Origin of the sequence: Acinetobacter sp. AOR01_HL (genome assembly GCF_027855455.1) — a bacterium.
In the GTDB taxonomy this organism is placed as follows: Bacteria; Pseudomonadota; Gammaproteobacteria; order Pseudomonadales; family Moraxellaceae; genus Acinetobacter; species Acinetobacter baumannii.
This window is the reverse complement of sequence record NZ_JAKTIM010000037.1, coordinates 1-15,052: the sequence shown is the minus strand read 5'-3', so window position 1 is coordinate 15,052 and position 15,052 is coordinate 1. Positions and strand designations below refer to the sequence as shown.

Sequence of the window (15,052 nt, the reverse complement as noted above, 5' to 3'; positions counted from 1 at the left end):
AAAAAAACACCCCAACCTCTTTTGAGATTGGGGTGTTTAGAATAATGAGCTGGCGATGACTTACTCTCACATGGGTAATCCCACACTACCATCAGCGCTAAGAGGTTTCACTTCTGAGTTCGGGAAGGGATCAGGTGGTTCACTCTTGCTATGGTCGCCAGCACAACTGTTTATGGATACTTGCTTAGGTCTTACTTGATGCCGAAGCGTTTTCCAAATCTGTAACAGACTGGGCTGAATTGAATCTTACTTTATCTGTTCATTTTAGCTAGAGGTATAACTAAATCAAGTTGTCTTGCATATTTAAGAATCGATTGATGCTTCATATACAACTGCTTGGGTGTTGTATAGTCAAGCCTCACGAGCAATTAGTATTGGTCAGCTTCACATATCACTATGCTTCCACATCCAACCTATCAACGTCCTAGTCTCGAACGGCTCTTTAGAGGACATAAAGTCCTAGGGAAATCTTATCTTGAGGTAGGCTTCCCGCTTAGATGCTTTCAGCGGTTATCCCTTCCGAACATAGCTACCCGGCGATGCGACTGGCGTCACAACCGGTACACCAGAGGTTCGTCCACTCTGGTCCTCTCGTACTAGGAGCAGATCCTCTCAAATTTCCAGCGCCCACGGTAGATAGGGACCGAACTGTCTCACGACGTTCTAAACCCAGCTCGCGTACCTCTTTAAATGGCGAACAGCCATACCCTTGGGACCTGCTTCAGCCCCAGGATGAGATGAGCCGACATCGAGGTGCCAAACACCGCCGTCGATATGAACTCTTGGGCGGTATCAGCCTGTTATCCCCAGAGTACCTTTTATCCGTTGAGCGATGGCCCTTCCATACAGAACCACCGGATCACTAAGACCTACTTTCGTACCTGCTCGACTTGTGGGTCTCGCAGTTAAGCGCGCTTTTGCCTTTATACTCTACGCGTGATTTCCGACCACGCTGAGCGCACCTTCGTACTCCTCCGTTACTCTTTAGGAGGAGACCGCCCCAGTCAAACTACCCACCAGACACGGTCCTCGTCCCGGATCACGGGACAGAGTTAGAACCTCAACATTACCAGGGTGGTATTTCAAGGACGGCTCCACTGGAACTAGCGTTCCAGCTTCAAAGCCTCCCACCTATCCTACACAAGTAAGGTCAAAGTTCAGTGTCAAGCTGCAGTAAAGGTTCACGGGGTCTTTCCGTCTAGCCGCGGGTACACTGCATCTTCACAGCGATTTCGATTTCACTGAGCCTCTGCTGGAGACAGCGCCGCCATCATTATGCCATTCGTGCAGGTCGGAACTTACCCGACAAGGAATTTCGCTACCTTAGGACCGTTATAGTTACGGCCGCCGTTTACTGGGGCTTCGATCAAGAGCTTCGCTTACGCTAACCCCATCAATTAACCTTCCAGCACCGGGCAGGCATCACACCCTATACGTCCACTTTCGTGTTTGCAGAGTGCTATGTTTTTAATAAACAGTTGCAGCGGCCTGGTTTCTGCGGCTGTCGTCAGCTCAGGAAGCGAGTTCCATCACCAACAACAGCGTACCTTCTCCCGAAGTTACGGTACCATTTTGCCTAGTTCCTTCAGCAGAGTTCTCTCAAGCGCCTTGGTCTACTCGACCTGACCACCTGTGTCGGTTTCGGGTACGATTCCTGTGTAACTGAAGCTTAGAGACTTTTCCTGGAAGCATGGCATCAACCACTTCGCTGTACAAGTACAGCTTGCTATCAGATCTCAGCATAGAGTACCCCGGATTTGCCTAAGATACATGCCTACATCCTTTCACCTGGACAACCAACGCCAGGCTGATTTAGCCTTCTCCGTCCTCTCATCGCATTACACAGAAGTAATGGAATATTAACCATTTTCCCATCGACTACGCCTTTCGGCCTCGCCTTAGGGGTCGACTCACCCAGCCCCGATTAACGTTGGACTGGAACCCTTGGTCTTTCGGCGAACGGGTTTTTCACCCGTTTTGTCGTTACTCACGTCAGCATTCGCACTTCTGATACCTCCAGCATGCTTCTCAACACACCTTCATCGGCTTACAGAACGCTCCCCTACCACGTATACAAAGTATACATCCGCAGCTTCGGCACATAGTTTTAGCCCCGTTACATCTTCCGCGCAGGCCGACTCGACTAGTGAGCTATTACGCTTTCTTTAAAGGGTGGCTGCTTCTAAGCCAACCTCCTAGCTGTCTATGCCTTCCCACATCGTTTCCCACTTAACTATGATTTTGGGGCCTTAGCTGGCGGTCTGGATTGTTTTCCTCTTGACTACGGACGTTAGCACCCGCAGTCTGTCTCCCGGATAGTACTCATAGGTATTCGGAGTTTGCATCGGTTTGGTAAGTCGGGATGACCCCCTAGCCGAAACAGTGCTCTACCCCCTATGGTATTCGTCCGAGGCGCTACCTAAATAGCTTTCGGGGAGAACCAGCTATCACCAGGCTTGATTAGCCTTTCACCCCTATCCACAAGTCATCCCCTGGCTTTTCAACGACAGTGGGTTCGGTCCTCCAGTTAGTGTTACCCAACCTTCAACCTGCTCATGGATAGATCGCCTGGTTTCGGGTCTATACCCAGCAACTAAACGCCCTATTAAGACTCGATTTCTCTACGGCTCCCCTATACGGTTAACCTCGCTACTGAATATAAGTCGCTGACCCATTATACAAAAGGTACGCAGTCACACCACGAAGGTGCTCCCACTGCTTGTATGCATGCGGTTTCAGGATCTATTTCACTCCCCTCACAGGGGTTCTTTTCGCCTTTCCCTCACGGTACTGGTTCACTATCGGTCAGTCAGGAGTATTTAGCCTTGGAGGATGGTCCCCCCATATTCAGACAAGGTTTCACGTGCCTCGCCCTACTCGTCATCATTATGTGTGCCCTTTCGTGTACGGGAATATCACCCTCTACGTTCGCACTTCCCAGAGCGTTCCACTAAAACACACATAACTTAATGGGCTGATCCCCGTTCGCTCGCCGCTACTGAGGGAATCTCAATTGATTTCTTTTCCTAAGGGTACTGAGATGTTTCACTTCCCCTCGTTCGCCTTGCAACACTATGTATTCATGTTGCAATACCTACCTTAAAGTAGGTGGGTTCCCCCATTCAGACATCTCCGGATCAAAGGATATTTGCCGCCTCCCCGGAGCTTTTCGCAGGCTATCACGTCTTTCATCGCCTCTGACTGCCAAGGCATCCACCACATGCACTTAATTACTTGACTATACAACCCCAAACAGTCGATGTTACCTACAAGTTAGTAACTTCAACATTTCAGTTTAGAGCACTGTGCACTTAAGCACCGTACAGCTTCAATCTAAATTCACATACCAAAACGCTTGATTCAGTTAATTTGCTAGTTCTCAATTCATCTAGATTAATCGCTTAACCTAAACTCTTGAGTGAACAATTTATTTCAGACTCAATTTTGCCAATCTGTTAATGAGTTAATGTGTCTTCGTCAGATCACACTAATTACCGTGATAATGAAATCACAGAAGTTAATAAACCAAGATCTCAATCTTTATTTACTAATTTCTGTAATCCGAACTTATCTTAAGTTCTGGTGGAGACTAGGAGAGTCGAACTCCTGACCTCCTGCGTGCAAAGCAGGCGCTCTACCAACTAAGCTAAGTCCCCAGCTTACATCATCAATCATGTATCTTTTATCTATAACTTCAACCAGTCAAAGTCATGGTGGGTCTGACAAGACTTGAACTTGTGACCCCACGCTTATCAAGCGTGTGCTCTAACCAACTGAGCTACAGACCCTCAGATACATCTATGAAGAACAACTTGTTGTGGATTCTTACCAATCGTCAATCTTTCGTTAAGGAGGTGATCCAGCCGCAGGTTCCCCTACGGCTACCTTGTTACGACTTCACCCCAGTCATCGGCCACACCGTGGTAACCGCCCTCTTTGCAGTTAGGCTAGCTACTTCTGGTGCAACAAACTCCCATGGTGTGACGGGCGGTGTGTACAAGGCCCGGGAACGTATTCACCGCGGCATTCTGATCCGCGATTACTAGCGATTCCGACTTCATGGAGTCGAGTTGCAGACTCCAATCCGGACTACGATCGGCTTTTTGAGATTAGCATCACATCGCTGTGTAGCAACCCTTTGTACCGACCATTGTAGCACGTGTGTAGCCCTGGCCGTAAGGGCCATGATGACTTGACGTCGTCCCCGCCTTCCTCCAGTTTGTCACTGGCAGTATCCTTAAAGTTCCCATCCGAAATGCTGGCAAGTAAGGAAAAGGGTTGCGCTCGTTGCGGGACTTAACCCAACATCTCACGACACGAGCTGACGACAGCCATGCAGCACCTGTATCTAGATTCCCGAAGGCACCAATCCATCTCTGGAAAGTTTCTAGTATGTCAAGGCCAGGTAAGGTTCTTCGCGTTGCATCGAATTAAACCACATGCTCCACCGCTTGTGCGGGCCCCCGTCAATTCATTTGAGTTTTAGTCTTGCGACCGTACTCCCCAGGCGGTCTACTTATCGCGTTAGCTGCGCCACTAAAGCCTCAAAGGCCCCAACGGCTAGTAGACATCGTTTACGGCATGGACTACCAGGGTATCTAATCCTGTTTGCTCCCCATGCTTTCGTACCTCAGCGTCAGTATTAGGCCAGATGGCTGCCTTCGCCATCGGTATTCCTCCAGATCTCTACGCATTTCACCGCTACACCTGGAATTCTACCATCCTCTCCCATACTCTAGCTCACCAGTATCGAATGCAATTCCCAAGTTAAGCTCGGGGATTTCACATCCGACTTAATAAGCCGCCTACGCACGCTTTACGCCCAGTAAATCCGATTAACGCTCGCACCCTCTGTATTACCGCGGCTGCTGGCACAGAGTTAGCCGGTGCTTATTCTGCGAGTAACGTCCACTATCTCTAGGTATTAACTAAAGTAGCCTCCTCCTCGCTTAAAGTGCTTTACAACCATAAGGCCTTCTTCACACACGCGGCATGGCTGGATCAGGGTTCCCCCCATTGTCCAATATTCCCCACTGCTGCCTCCCGTAGGAGTCTGGGCCGTGTCTCAGTCCCAGTGTGGCGGATCATCCTCTCAGACCCGCTACAGATCGTCGCCTTGGTAGGCCTTTACCCCACCAACTAGCTAATCCGACTTAGGCTCATCTATTAGCGCAAGGTCCGAAGATCCCCTGCTTTCTCCCGTAGGACGTATGCGGTATTAGCATCCCTTTCGAGATGTTGTCCCCCACTAATAGGCAGATTCCTAAGCATTACTCACCCGTCCGCCGCTAGGTCCAGTAGCAAGCTACCTTCCCCCGCTCGACTTGCATGTGTTAAGCCTGCCGCCAGCGTTCAATCTGAGCCATGATCAAACTCTTCAGTTAAAATCATTTTGCACCTTATTTATAGACAAGGTACCAATTCTGGCTCATCAATTACTGACTTAAATTTCGCTCAAATAAACTTCGAGTAATTTAAACCAATCAATCAATGAAAATTATTTCGATTAATCAATCAGTAAAAATCCACACAAGTTGTTCTTCAATTCTCTTAATGATTTTTCTGCTCCTCATCAGAGACAGAATTCAACGCAATACAAAACCTTCATCTTAACCCTGTAAGCTAAGATATTCTCGTGTATCGCGTCGGGATGAGTGCATTATAGGGAAAAAAAACCGGTACGCAAGCACTTTTATAAATATGCGCGCTCGACCGGTTCTTTTTCAGCCAAATAAAATTTTAAAAATAATTAAATAGCTGATTTATATGGTTAATTTATTTTTGAGATTTTTTGATTTTTATATCTACTATCTTTATAGGCTGTTTTGGTACGTTTTGATGCATGCCATAGTTTGATGTAGGAGCCTGAACAATACGGTCAACTACATCCATTCCTTTGACCACTTTACCAAAAACAGCATATCCGGGATTTCCTGGTGAACGGTTAAGAAAGTTATTGTCTGCAACATTTATAAAAAACTGGCTAGTTGCTGAATCAGGATTTGAAGTACGGGCCATCGCCAAAGTACCTCGTGTATTTGCAATACCATTTCCTGCTTCGTTTTTAATAGGTGCTCGTGTTGTCTTTTCCTGCATGTTCGCAGTCATTCCGCCACCTTGAGCCATAAATCCTGGAATGACACGGTGAAAGATGGTCTCTTTATAAAAACCAGATTTTATATAGCCTTTAAAGTTATTCACACTCATTGGTGCTTTATCATCGTATAACTCTATTTCGATGTTGCCTAAATTTGTTTGCATCTCAACTAAGGTATTCGCCCATACTGAGTGACTACTTATTCCTAAACACAACAACATCAGTAATTTTTTCATATTGCCCTACAACAACTTTATAAATAATTAACCGTTAAATCTAATCGCCTACGGCAAACAATTCTAGTGAGTATTTATTAATAGCTTTATATAGCTTTTATATTAATCCACGTTCCACGTGAAACATGGATTAATCAGCTTACTTAACTATTTTTATCCCAAAACTTTCTAAAGTTTTTACTAATTTCGATCGTATAACGTTTTGCTTTTCTAGAAATCGGAGTCAGGTTAATAAAACCATGGGTCTGATCCGGAAATTCTTCATAATGCATTTTCACGCCATTTTGTCTTAACTTATGACTATATATTTTAGCTTCATCATGTAAGACATCATGCCCCGCTGTAATCACAAAAGCGGGCGGGTTTTTCTTTAGATTGCCATAGGTAGGTGAAATTATTGGATCATCAAGTTCTACATTATGATGCGTTGCATAATATTGTGTGACATAGTCAATATCAGTATTTGTTAAGACTAACCCTTCGTTATAAGCATAAAATGAAGGATGTCTGCTTTTGAAGTCGACTGTAGGATAAATCAATAATTGTGCCTGCGGAGCATAAGCTTTATTTACTGATTTTTGCGCCACGACAGTACTAATATTTCCGCCAGCGCTATCCCCTGCGACAGCAATTCTACTTTTTAATATTTTTAATTGTCTGCGGTTTTGATAAACCCAAGCTAATGCATCTTCACACGATTGAATTAAATGTTGTGGTGAAACTTCTGGGGCTAAAGGATAGTCGATACTGAGCACCTGTACTTTTGCATATTTTGCTAATAAGCGACAAACCTCATCATGAGTATCTAAACCACCTACAACAAAACCACCTCCATGATAGAACACGATTAAGGGCAGTTTTTTATTAGGGGCAGGATGATAATGTCTAGCAAAGATAGTCCCGCTTTGTAGGGGTAAGCGAATATCTTCTACTAACTCAATATCAGTTGGTTTTTGGCGTATGGCCTGCATTTGTGCATCGAATGCTCTTCTTGATTCAATTGGGTCTGAACCAATAAATCCCACTCTCCCCTGTTTAATTTGCACAGCCATCATGCATTTCGTAAATGAATCGAGATCTGGATATTGATAAGAGTATCCTAAAATTTTAGCGAGAGACTCTTGAGCTAGTCGAGGTAACCTATCAAGTGCTCGAGCAGCAGGACCTTGCCCCTTATCTAGCAATGTTTGAATTTTTTGATTAAATGCTGTCATGCCTGTCTCCTTGAATCCCTCTTATCCTTCATATTTTCTACAGAATTCTTTGTTGTTTGACTATATTCGCATACAACTCATGCAATCAAGATACAAAGGTAAAAACCAATCTACGCTAATCTGATTTATAGCAAATGTCATTAACAAATCTGTCGTTTAAAACAGGACTTTTTTGCCAATTATTGTTAACAGACAAAAAGAGGTACTGCTATGTCAGCAAAACTAGTTGTTACTTTGTTAGCAACCAGTCTTTTAACTGTAGGCTGTGTTGCTTATACAGATGATCCTTATTATCGCGGTGGTTATGGTTACCATGATCATGATGACGATCGTTATGACCGTAACGATGGACGTCGATATAGTGAGTGGGAACGCAAACGTTGGGAAGAGCGTAAAAGATTATATGAACAACAACGCAAAGATATTCGTGAACAGCAAAAGGATCGTCGTGAATGGGAAAAACGACACCGTGAATGGGAGAAGAAACGCTTAGAAGACCGAGATCATGATCATAGAGATTATCGTCATGATGACTAAACATACCACTTCTATATAAAAAGCCCCAAAGCAATAAGTCTCTTGGGGCTTTTTTGAGGAATATAAATTCTCTCTAATTTATAGAAAAATGAGTAGCAGCTCATTTCATATATGTATCGGCATCTTGAACATATACGTTCTATAAACTCATATCTCTTATTTTTAGCAGCAAATTACTGAGCAGTTGCAGAACCTGAAACTGAACCAGAAGCGCCAGCATCAACTTGACCTGGTTGAGCTTGACCAGAAACACCTGCATCTACACCAACACCAGCTTGTACGCCAGATGGGCTAGCACTTGTTTGAGCAGAACCAGAAGCGTTTAAACCAGCTTCTGATGCACAACCAACAGCTGTAAATGCAACACCAGCAAGTACTACAGAGATAAGACCTAATTTTTTCATGATAGCTTTCCTTTCATTACGACAAACATTTAAATGCAAAGTTCATCTTCGCGCTGCCTATAATTCACAATTTTTTTTCTCAACGTGCGTATCATTGGTTGTCTTTTGTAGTAATAGCGGTACAAATTCTGCAATTTTTTATTAAAATTACTTTCTTAAATCAACTATATTATTTTATAAATGAAACTATAGATAAGCACTTGTTTAATTTTATCAATTTTTTATTTTTTCTCTATTTGACAGATATATTCAAAATATTTCCCTTTATAGAAACGCAATACAAGTTGCGTAGATTGTTACAGTGCTTTTTGACTTTTAAAATCGATTTTTCTGTAAGAAAGCCGTGAATTGTCACGGCTTTCTTGAAAGTTAATATGGCTTAAACATTAGATTATGGCCACTGCATTTCACCTTTTACCACTTTAGCGCCGAGCTCTAAGCTATCAACACTTTGAAGCGTTGGGTATTGCTTCTGCATGAGCTTGCTCAGCTCAGTAGCATTTTTAGTTGCTTTAGTTGCTTTTTCATAACTATTTAAATAGTTAATTGAAAAGTTAACAGCATCTAAACCTTGTGGAGCTCCCTCAACCATATGAGCAGGTACAACAATTTTAGGTTGTAGTGCTTTGATGCTTTCTAAAGATTGAATGACTTCCATACGATCTTTGGTTTTAGGTGTATCTGCCATCCATAAATGAATACCTGAAGATACCGGAATACCCCCCACGACTGCTTTTGCAGAAGGAACCCATAAATAAGTAAGCTCTTTTTTACCTTTAATCTCGATTGACTCATTCTCAAGTTTTAAAGTTTTAGCAGTGTAAGCTTGAGGCACAATAATTTGGCTAGGTGCATTTGCACCCATTTGTGGCCCCCAATATTTAACTTTAAGCGCTTGAGTATCCTGAATATGCTTTACTGTTTCCGGCGTAGCAATGATCTGTACATTCGGGAAATACTGTTTAAATACATCTAAGCCGAAATAATAGTCCGGATCGCCATAGCTTACGAAAATAGTTTTTAATGTTTTACCGCTATCGAGAATATTTGCAGCAATACGTAATGCTTCAGATTTTGAGAATTGTGCATTAACCAGTAAAACTTCTTTGTCGCCTTCTATTAAGGTTGAGGTGACACCAAAGTGCTCTGGTTTAGCCAGAAAACTCTGAATTTTCAGATCTTGAGCAAAAGCTGACTGAGCCATAGTTAATACTGTAGCAGTAGCAAGTGCAGAAGCGGATAATTTAAATAATTTCATTAGGTATTCTCCTGTTTCATGAAGAACACTTTAAATTGCAATTTATGTAAGATAAACGCACTAATTTAAGATAAACTGTTGCATATATTGTAATAATAGCTAGACATATGGATACTTTAAAAGCCATTCAGGTCTTTGTTTCTATTGCACAACACGGTAATTTAACTAAAGCCGCAGAGCATCTTAATTATTCTCGTGCAATGGTTTCGCGTTATCTTGAGCACCTTGAACATACGTTCTCAACTCGACTATTTCAGAGAAATACCCGAAAAATCTCTCTTACACCCGCAGGTGAAAAAGCTCTGCTCTACTGCGAAAATATTTTACAGCAGCAACAACTTTTACAAGAACTCGCAGCGCCTGAACAACACAACGGTACAATCCGTTTTACATGCGGATTATTTCTATTTGAACTTGGGGTTGCGGAATGTATTCGGCAATTTAAGAGACAGCATCCTCATATTCAGTTTGATGTATACCTGACTGAAAGCACGATTGATCTTATAGATGCACAAGTGGACTTGGCACTACGGATTACTCAAAAAGTCGCAGATGGTTTAATTGCACGGCCAGTTTGTCAAATTGAATCCGTTTTCTGTGCTCATCCTGATTATTTAAAACAGCACAGTCCCCTACTCCATCCTCGTCAACTCATTCAACACGAATGTATTGCACATCATAGCCAGCATCAATTCTGGACACTTTTTGATAATGAGCAACAACCTCAGAACTATCCTTTAAATGTCACTTTTAAAAGTAATGATGTGAATGCACTTTACGATATGTGCTTACATGCACAGGGAGTTGCAATGTTGCCTACATTATTAGTTGAGAGAGATTTAAAAGAAAAACGCTTAAAAGCTTTATTTAAAAATTTTACGGCTCCGGAGTTAAGCTTGTCGGTCGTGTATGCTTCTAGACAACATTTACCCCGAATCACTCAAGAATTTATAGCTTTTATGATCGAAAATTTAGATTTTTACTTAAAACCGCAAAATTAAAAGCTTTAAATTGCCGTGTACGCTTGAATTTTTAGGCAATGCCCATACTTCATCCCTATTAATGAATTACAGCATATGCATGGCAGTTCAGGTTTTACACAGTAAATACTGATGCCAAAAAGGACTGTACATGTTTAAAAACCCATTTAAACGGAGATCATCAATGGCTAATGAGCAAAACGAGCAAGCTCAAGACATTCAAAATGAGCAAGTTGAGCAATCTAACGAGCAAACTCAGGCTGAAGGTGTAGAGCAAGCAAACGACGTTACCGTTGAATCTTTACAAGCGCAAATCACTAAACTAGAAGAAAATCTTAAGCTTGAAAAAGCTCGTACTGCCAATGCAGTTTACGAAGCACAAAAAAGTGTAGAGCGTATTCAGCGTGAGTCTGAGAAGCATAAAGAGACTGTGCTTGAGAAATTTGCAAAAGAATTGTTGGACTCTGTCGACAATTTAGAACGCGCAATTCAGGCAGCTGGCGATGAAGAAACGCCTGTACTTGAAGGTGTTAAGTTAACCTTAAAGTCACTTTTAACGACTCTTGAGAAATTTGGCGTTGTAGAAGCTGATACTCAAAATGGTTTCAACGCAGATTTACACCAAGCTGTTGGCATTGATCCAAATGCAAAAGCAAATGAAATCGGTACCGTTTTACAAAAAGGCTATACCTTAAATGGCCGCTTATTGCGCCCTGCTATGGTTATGGTTGGTCAATAAAATGAGCAAAAGCAAAGCATCTCTTTGCTAAAAGCCCAAGAATTTGAGAGTTTTTTGATTTTTTTTCATAAAAATGCTTGAAAAAAACCGATTGACTCTCATATCGAATAACAAGCAAAAACATTGCAACAGAATTTTAGAGGAACACACCAAATGGCAAAAATTATTGGTATTGACTTAGGTACTACCAACTCATGTGTTGCTGTACTTGAAGGCGATAAAGTAAAAGTAATCGAAAACGCAGAAGGCGCACGTACAACTCCATCGATCATTGCATATAAAGATGGCGAGATCTTAGTGGGCCAAAGCGCTAAGCGTCAGGCAGTAACAAACCCTAAAAATACATTATTCGCGATCAAGCGTTTAATTGGTCGTCGTTATGAAGATCAAGCAGTACAAAAAGACATCGGTCTTGTACCTTATAAAATCATCAAAGCAGACAACGGTGATGCTTGGGTTGAAGTAAACGATAAAAAACTAGCACCTCAACAGATCTCTGCTGAAATCTTGAAAAAGATGAAAAAAACTGCAGAAGATTATTTAGGTGAAACAGTAACTGAAGCGGTAATTACCGTTCCTGCTTACTTTAACGATGCTCAACGTCAAGCAACTAAAGATGCGGGTAAAATCGCTGGTTTAGATGTTAAACGTATCATTAACGAACCAACTGCTGCTGCACTTGCGTTCGGTATGGACAAAAAAGAAGGCGACCGTAAAGTTGCAGTTTACGACTTAGGTGGTGGTACATTCGACGTATCTATCATTGAAATCGCGGACCTTGATGGTGACCAACAAATTGAAGTGTTATCAACTAACGGTGATACTTTCCTTGGTGGTGAAGACTTCGATAACGCGTTAATTGAATACTTGGTTGAAGAATTCAAGAAAGAACAAAACGTAAACTTGAAAAACGATCCACTTGCGTTACAACGTTTGAAAGAAGCTGCTGAAAAAGCAAAAATCGAGCTTTCTTCTTCGAATGCAACTGAAATCAACCTTCCATACATCACTGCTGATGCGACTGGTCCTAAACACTTAGTGATCAACGTAACTCGTGCAAAACTTGAAGGTTTAGTTGCTGATTTAGTTGCTCGTACTATCGAACCTTGTAAGATTGCTCTTAAAGATGCTGGTCTTTCGACTTCTGACATCTCTGACGTCATCTTAGTTGGTGGTCAGTCTCGTATGCCACTTGTACAACAAAAAGTACAAGAATTCTTCGGTAGAGAGCCACGTAAAGACGTGAACCCTGACGAAGCAGTTGCAATCGGTGCTGCAATTCAAGGTGCTGTATTGTCTGGTGACAAGAACGACGTATTGCTTCTTGACGTAACACCTTTAACTTTAGGTATTGAAACAATGGGTGGTGTATTAACACCAATCATTGAGAAAAACACAACGATTCCTGCGAAGAAATCACAAGTGTTCTCTACTGCTGCTGATAACCAACCAGCGGTAGATATTTCAGTTTACCAAGGTGAACGTAAGATGGCTCAACAAAACAAATTGTTGGGTAACTTCCAGTTAGGTGACATCCCACCTGCTCCACGTGGTGTGCCACAAATTGAAGTATCTTTCGATATTAACGCTGACGGTATCTTGAAAGTGTCTGCAAAAGACAAGAGCACTGGTAAAGAGCAATCGATCCAGATTAAGGCAAACTCAGGTTTATCTGATGCTGAAATTGAAGCGATGATTAAAGATGCAGAAGCAAATGCTGAAGAAGACCGTAAGTTTGAAGAACTTGCAAAAGCTCGTAACGAAGCTGATGCATTAATTTCAAGCTCAAACAAAGCTGTTAAAGATCTTGGTGACAAAGTAACTGAAGATGAAAAAACAGCGGTAAATACAGCAGTTTCTGAACTTGAAGCAGCAACAAAAGAAAATGATGTTGAAGCAATCAAAGCGAAAACTGAAGCTTTACAAAACATCTTAATGCCGATCACTCAACGTGCTTATGAACAAGCGCAACAAGCTGGCGGTGCTGAAGGTTTCGACCCAAATGCATTCCAAGGTGGTGATGCTGGTCAACAAAAAGCAGACGATGGCGTTGTAGATGCTGAGTTCACTGAAGTAAAAGATGACAAAAAATAATTTGTTTCTTTAAAAAAGACCGCGCGAAATGAACTGCACCCCGAAAGTTGGACACATTCAGTCTAACTTGGAGGGTGCTTTTCTATGGCTAAATATTCTCAAGAATTTAAACTTGAGGTTGTCCAATATTACTTATCTGGTTTTGGCAGACACCAAGTAAGTCATAAATTTGGAATACATCATAGCGATGTTGCTAAATGGGTAGCCAATTATAATAATCATGGTGCTGAGGGTCTGAGCAGGAAAAACACAAATACTGTATATACTCCTGAATTTAAATTTAAAGTTATTCAGTCTGTTCTTGAACAAGGTTTATCTGTACGTGAAGCTACAAATCAATTTAATCTGAAATCACACACACAGTTATTAAGTTGGTTGCTCCAATACGAAGAACACGGTATAGATGGCTTAAAAGCTAAGCCGAAAGGACGACCTAAATCCGTGCCAAAGCCTAAGATAAAAAAAGTCAAAAATGCTCTGAATGATAGAGACAAAACCCAAGAACAGCTACTAGAAGAACTTGCATATCTACGAGCTGAGAACGCTTATTTAAAAAAGCGGAGAGCCTTGATTCAGAAGCAGAAAGAACAGGAACAAGCCGAACAGCAACGGTTACAAGATTCATTTCTGAATTAAGGCAAAACTATAAATTGAAATATCTATTACGTGCATCACAGATGGCTCGAAGCACGTACTTTTATCATGAGCAGCGATCAAAGCTTAACGACAAATACAGTGACCTTAAGCAGCAAATTAAGATGATCTATCATAAGCATAAAGGTCGGTATGGCTATCGTAGAATTACTCTTGCTTTAAAGAATATGGGATTAACAATTAACCATAAATGTGTACAAAGACTCATGCAGTCAATGAAACTTAAATCACGCATTAGAATCGCAAAATATCGTTCTTACAAAGGGGACATCGGGCAAGTTGCAGATAATGTACTACAGCGCCAATTTAAAGCTGACAAACCAAATCAGAAATGGGTAACGGATGTAACCGAGTTTAATATTCGAGGAGATAGGCTTTACCTATCACCAATTATGGACTTGTTTAATGGGGAAATTATTGCCTTCCAAACCCACCGTAGACCAATGTATGAGTTAGTAAAAAATATGTTGAAAGATGCACTTACGAAGCTTGCAGATCATGAAAAGCCTATCATCCATTCAGATCAGGGATGGCAATATCAAATGCGTCATTATCAGCGAGAACTAGCAGAAAATGGTTTAACCCAAAGTATGTCTCGTAAAGGAAATTGCTTAGATAATGCATCAATGGAGAGTTTCTTTGGAATACTTAAATCAGAATGTTTCTACGGTGAAAAATTTAATTCTGTTGAGGAATTAGAGAAAACTGTGAAAGAATACATTCATTATTACAACCATGAAAGAATCAAGGTTAAATTAAAAGGACTAAGCCCTGTACAATACAGAACTCAGTCCTTAGAAGCTGCTTAATTAATTGTCCAACTTTATGGGGTCAGATCA

General features: G+C 41.7%; 8 protein-coding genes, 2 tRNA genes, 3 rRNA genes and 1 pseudogene. 5 read left to right on the top strand and 9 right to left on the bottom strand.

The window, feature by feature from the left end; all coding sequences use genetic code 11:
• Window positions 1-47: 47 nt before the first annotated feature.
• The 7 genes from rrf to MKL62_RS10985 all read right to left on the bottom strand — a co-directional run bounded on the left by rrf (window position 48) and on the right by MKL62_RS10985 (window position 7,547).
• Window positions 48-162, bottom strand: a 5S ribosomal RNA gene (gene rrf, locus MKL62_RS11015).
• Between the two features lie 185 nt (window positions 163-347).
• A 23S ribosomal RNA gene (locus MKL62_RS11010) occupies window positions 348-3,240 on the bottom strand.
• Between the two features lie 340 nt (window positions 3,241-3,580).
• Window positions 3,581-3,656 (bottom strand) — tRNA-Ala (locus tag MKL62_RS11005).
• A 55-nt stretch (window positions 3,657-3,711) separates the two neighbouring features.
• Window positions 3,712-3,788, bottom strand: a tRNA-Ile gene (locus tag MKL62_RS11000).
• A gap of 59 nt (window positions 3,789-3,847) precedes the next feature.
• Window positions 3,848-5,384, bottom strand: a 16S ribosomal RNA gene (locus MKL62_RS10995).
• The 16S, 23S and 5S rRNA genes sit together here with 2 tRNA genes alongside, the layout of an rRNA operon.
• A 391-nt stretch (window positions 5,385-5,775) precedes the next feature.
• On the bottom strand, window positions 5,776-6,333 hold the full coding sequence (locus tag MKL62_RS10990; RefSeq protein ID WP_002024898.1) for a peptidylprolyl isomerase: 558 nt from the start codon (window positions 6,331-6,333) through the stop codon (window positions 5,776-5,778).
• Window positions 6,334-6,476: 143 nt separating this feature from the next.
• The gene (locus MKL62_RS10985) at window positions 6,477-7,547 is read right to left on the bottom strand and encodes an alpha/beta hydrolase (protein WP_000123586.1); all 1,071 of its coding nucleotides are present in this window, start codon (window positions 7,545-7,547) and stop codon (window positions 6,477-6,479) included.
• A gap of 210 nt (window positions 7,548-7,757) precedes the next feature.
• On the opposite strand from MKL62_RS10985, the gene MKL62_RS10980 reads away from it, so the two are divergent.
• Complete coding sequence (locus MKL62_RS10980) at window positions 7,758-8,084, top strand: hypothetical protein (RefSeq protein ID WP_001274778.1); 327 nt, start codon at window positions 7,758-7,760, stop codon at window positions 8,082-8,084.
• A gap of 173 nt (window positions 8,085-8,257) precedes the next feature.
• Here MKL62_RS10980 and MKL62_RS10975 read toward each other — a convergent pair whose 3' ends face one another.
• On the bottom strand, window positions 8,258-8,488 hold the full coding sequence (locus tag MKL62_RS10975; protein ID WP_000733015.1) for a hypothetical protein: 231 nt from the start codon (window positions 8,486-8,488) through the stop codon (window positions 8,258-8,260).
• Between the two features lie 391 nt (window positions 8,489-8,879).
• Window positions 8,880-9,746 carry an MBL fold metallo-hydrolase gene (locus tag MKL62_RS10970; RefSeq protein ID WP_000765239.1) on the bottom strand — a complete coding sequence of 289 codons (867 nt, stop codon included), beginning with the start codon at window positions 9,744-9,746 and terminating at the stop codon, window positions 8,880-8,882.
• A gap of 107 nt (window positions 9,747-9,853) precedes the next feature.
• On the opposite strand from MKL62_RS10970, the pseudogene MKL62_RS10965 reads away from it, so the two are divergent.
• The 4 genes and pseudogenes from MKL62_RS10965 (at window position 9,854) to MKL62_RS10950 (ending at window position 15,022) form a co-directional block, all read left to right on the top strand.
• Window positions 9,854-10,782: pseudogene (locus tag MKL62_RS10965) on the top strand (LysR family transcriptional regulator).
• 128 nt (window positions 10,783-10,910) lie between these two features.
• On the top strand, window positions 10,911-11,465 hold the full coding sequence (grpE, locus tag MKL62_RS10960; RefSeq protein ID WP_001262789.1) for a nucleotide exchange factor GrpE: 555 nt from the start codon (window positions 10,911-10,913) through the stop codon (window positions 11,463-11,465).
• 153 nt (window positions 11,466-11,618) lie between these two features.
• Window positions 11,619-13,559 carry a molecular chaperone DnaK gene (gene dnaK, locus MKL62_RS10955; protein ID WP_001062605.1) on the top strand — a complete coding sequence of 647 codons (1,941 nt, stop codon included), beginning with the start codon at window positions 11,619-11,621 and terminating at the stop codon, window positions 13,557-13,559.
• 84 nt (window positions 13,560-13,643) lie between these two features.
• Window positions 13,644-15,022 (top strand): IS3-like element ISAba45 family transposase gene (locus MKL62_RS10950; protein WP_094081405.1). Its coding sequence is split into 2 segments (ribosomal slippage): window positions 13,644-14,118 and window positions 14,118-15,022, totalling 1,380 coding nucleotides; the frame shifts between segments, so codons are not numbered across the junction.
• The last annotated feature ends 30 nt before the right edge of the window (window positions 15,023-15,052 follow it).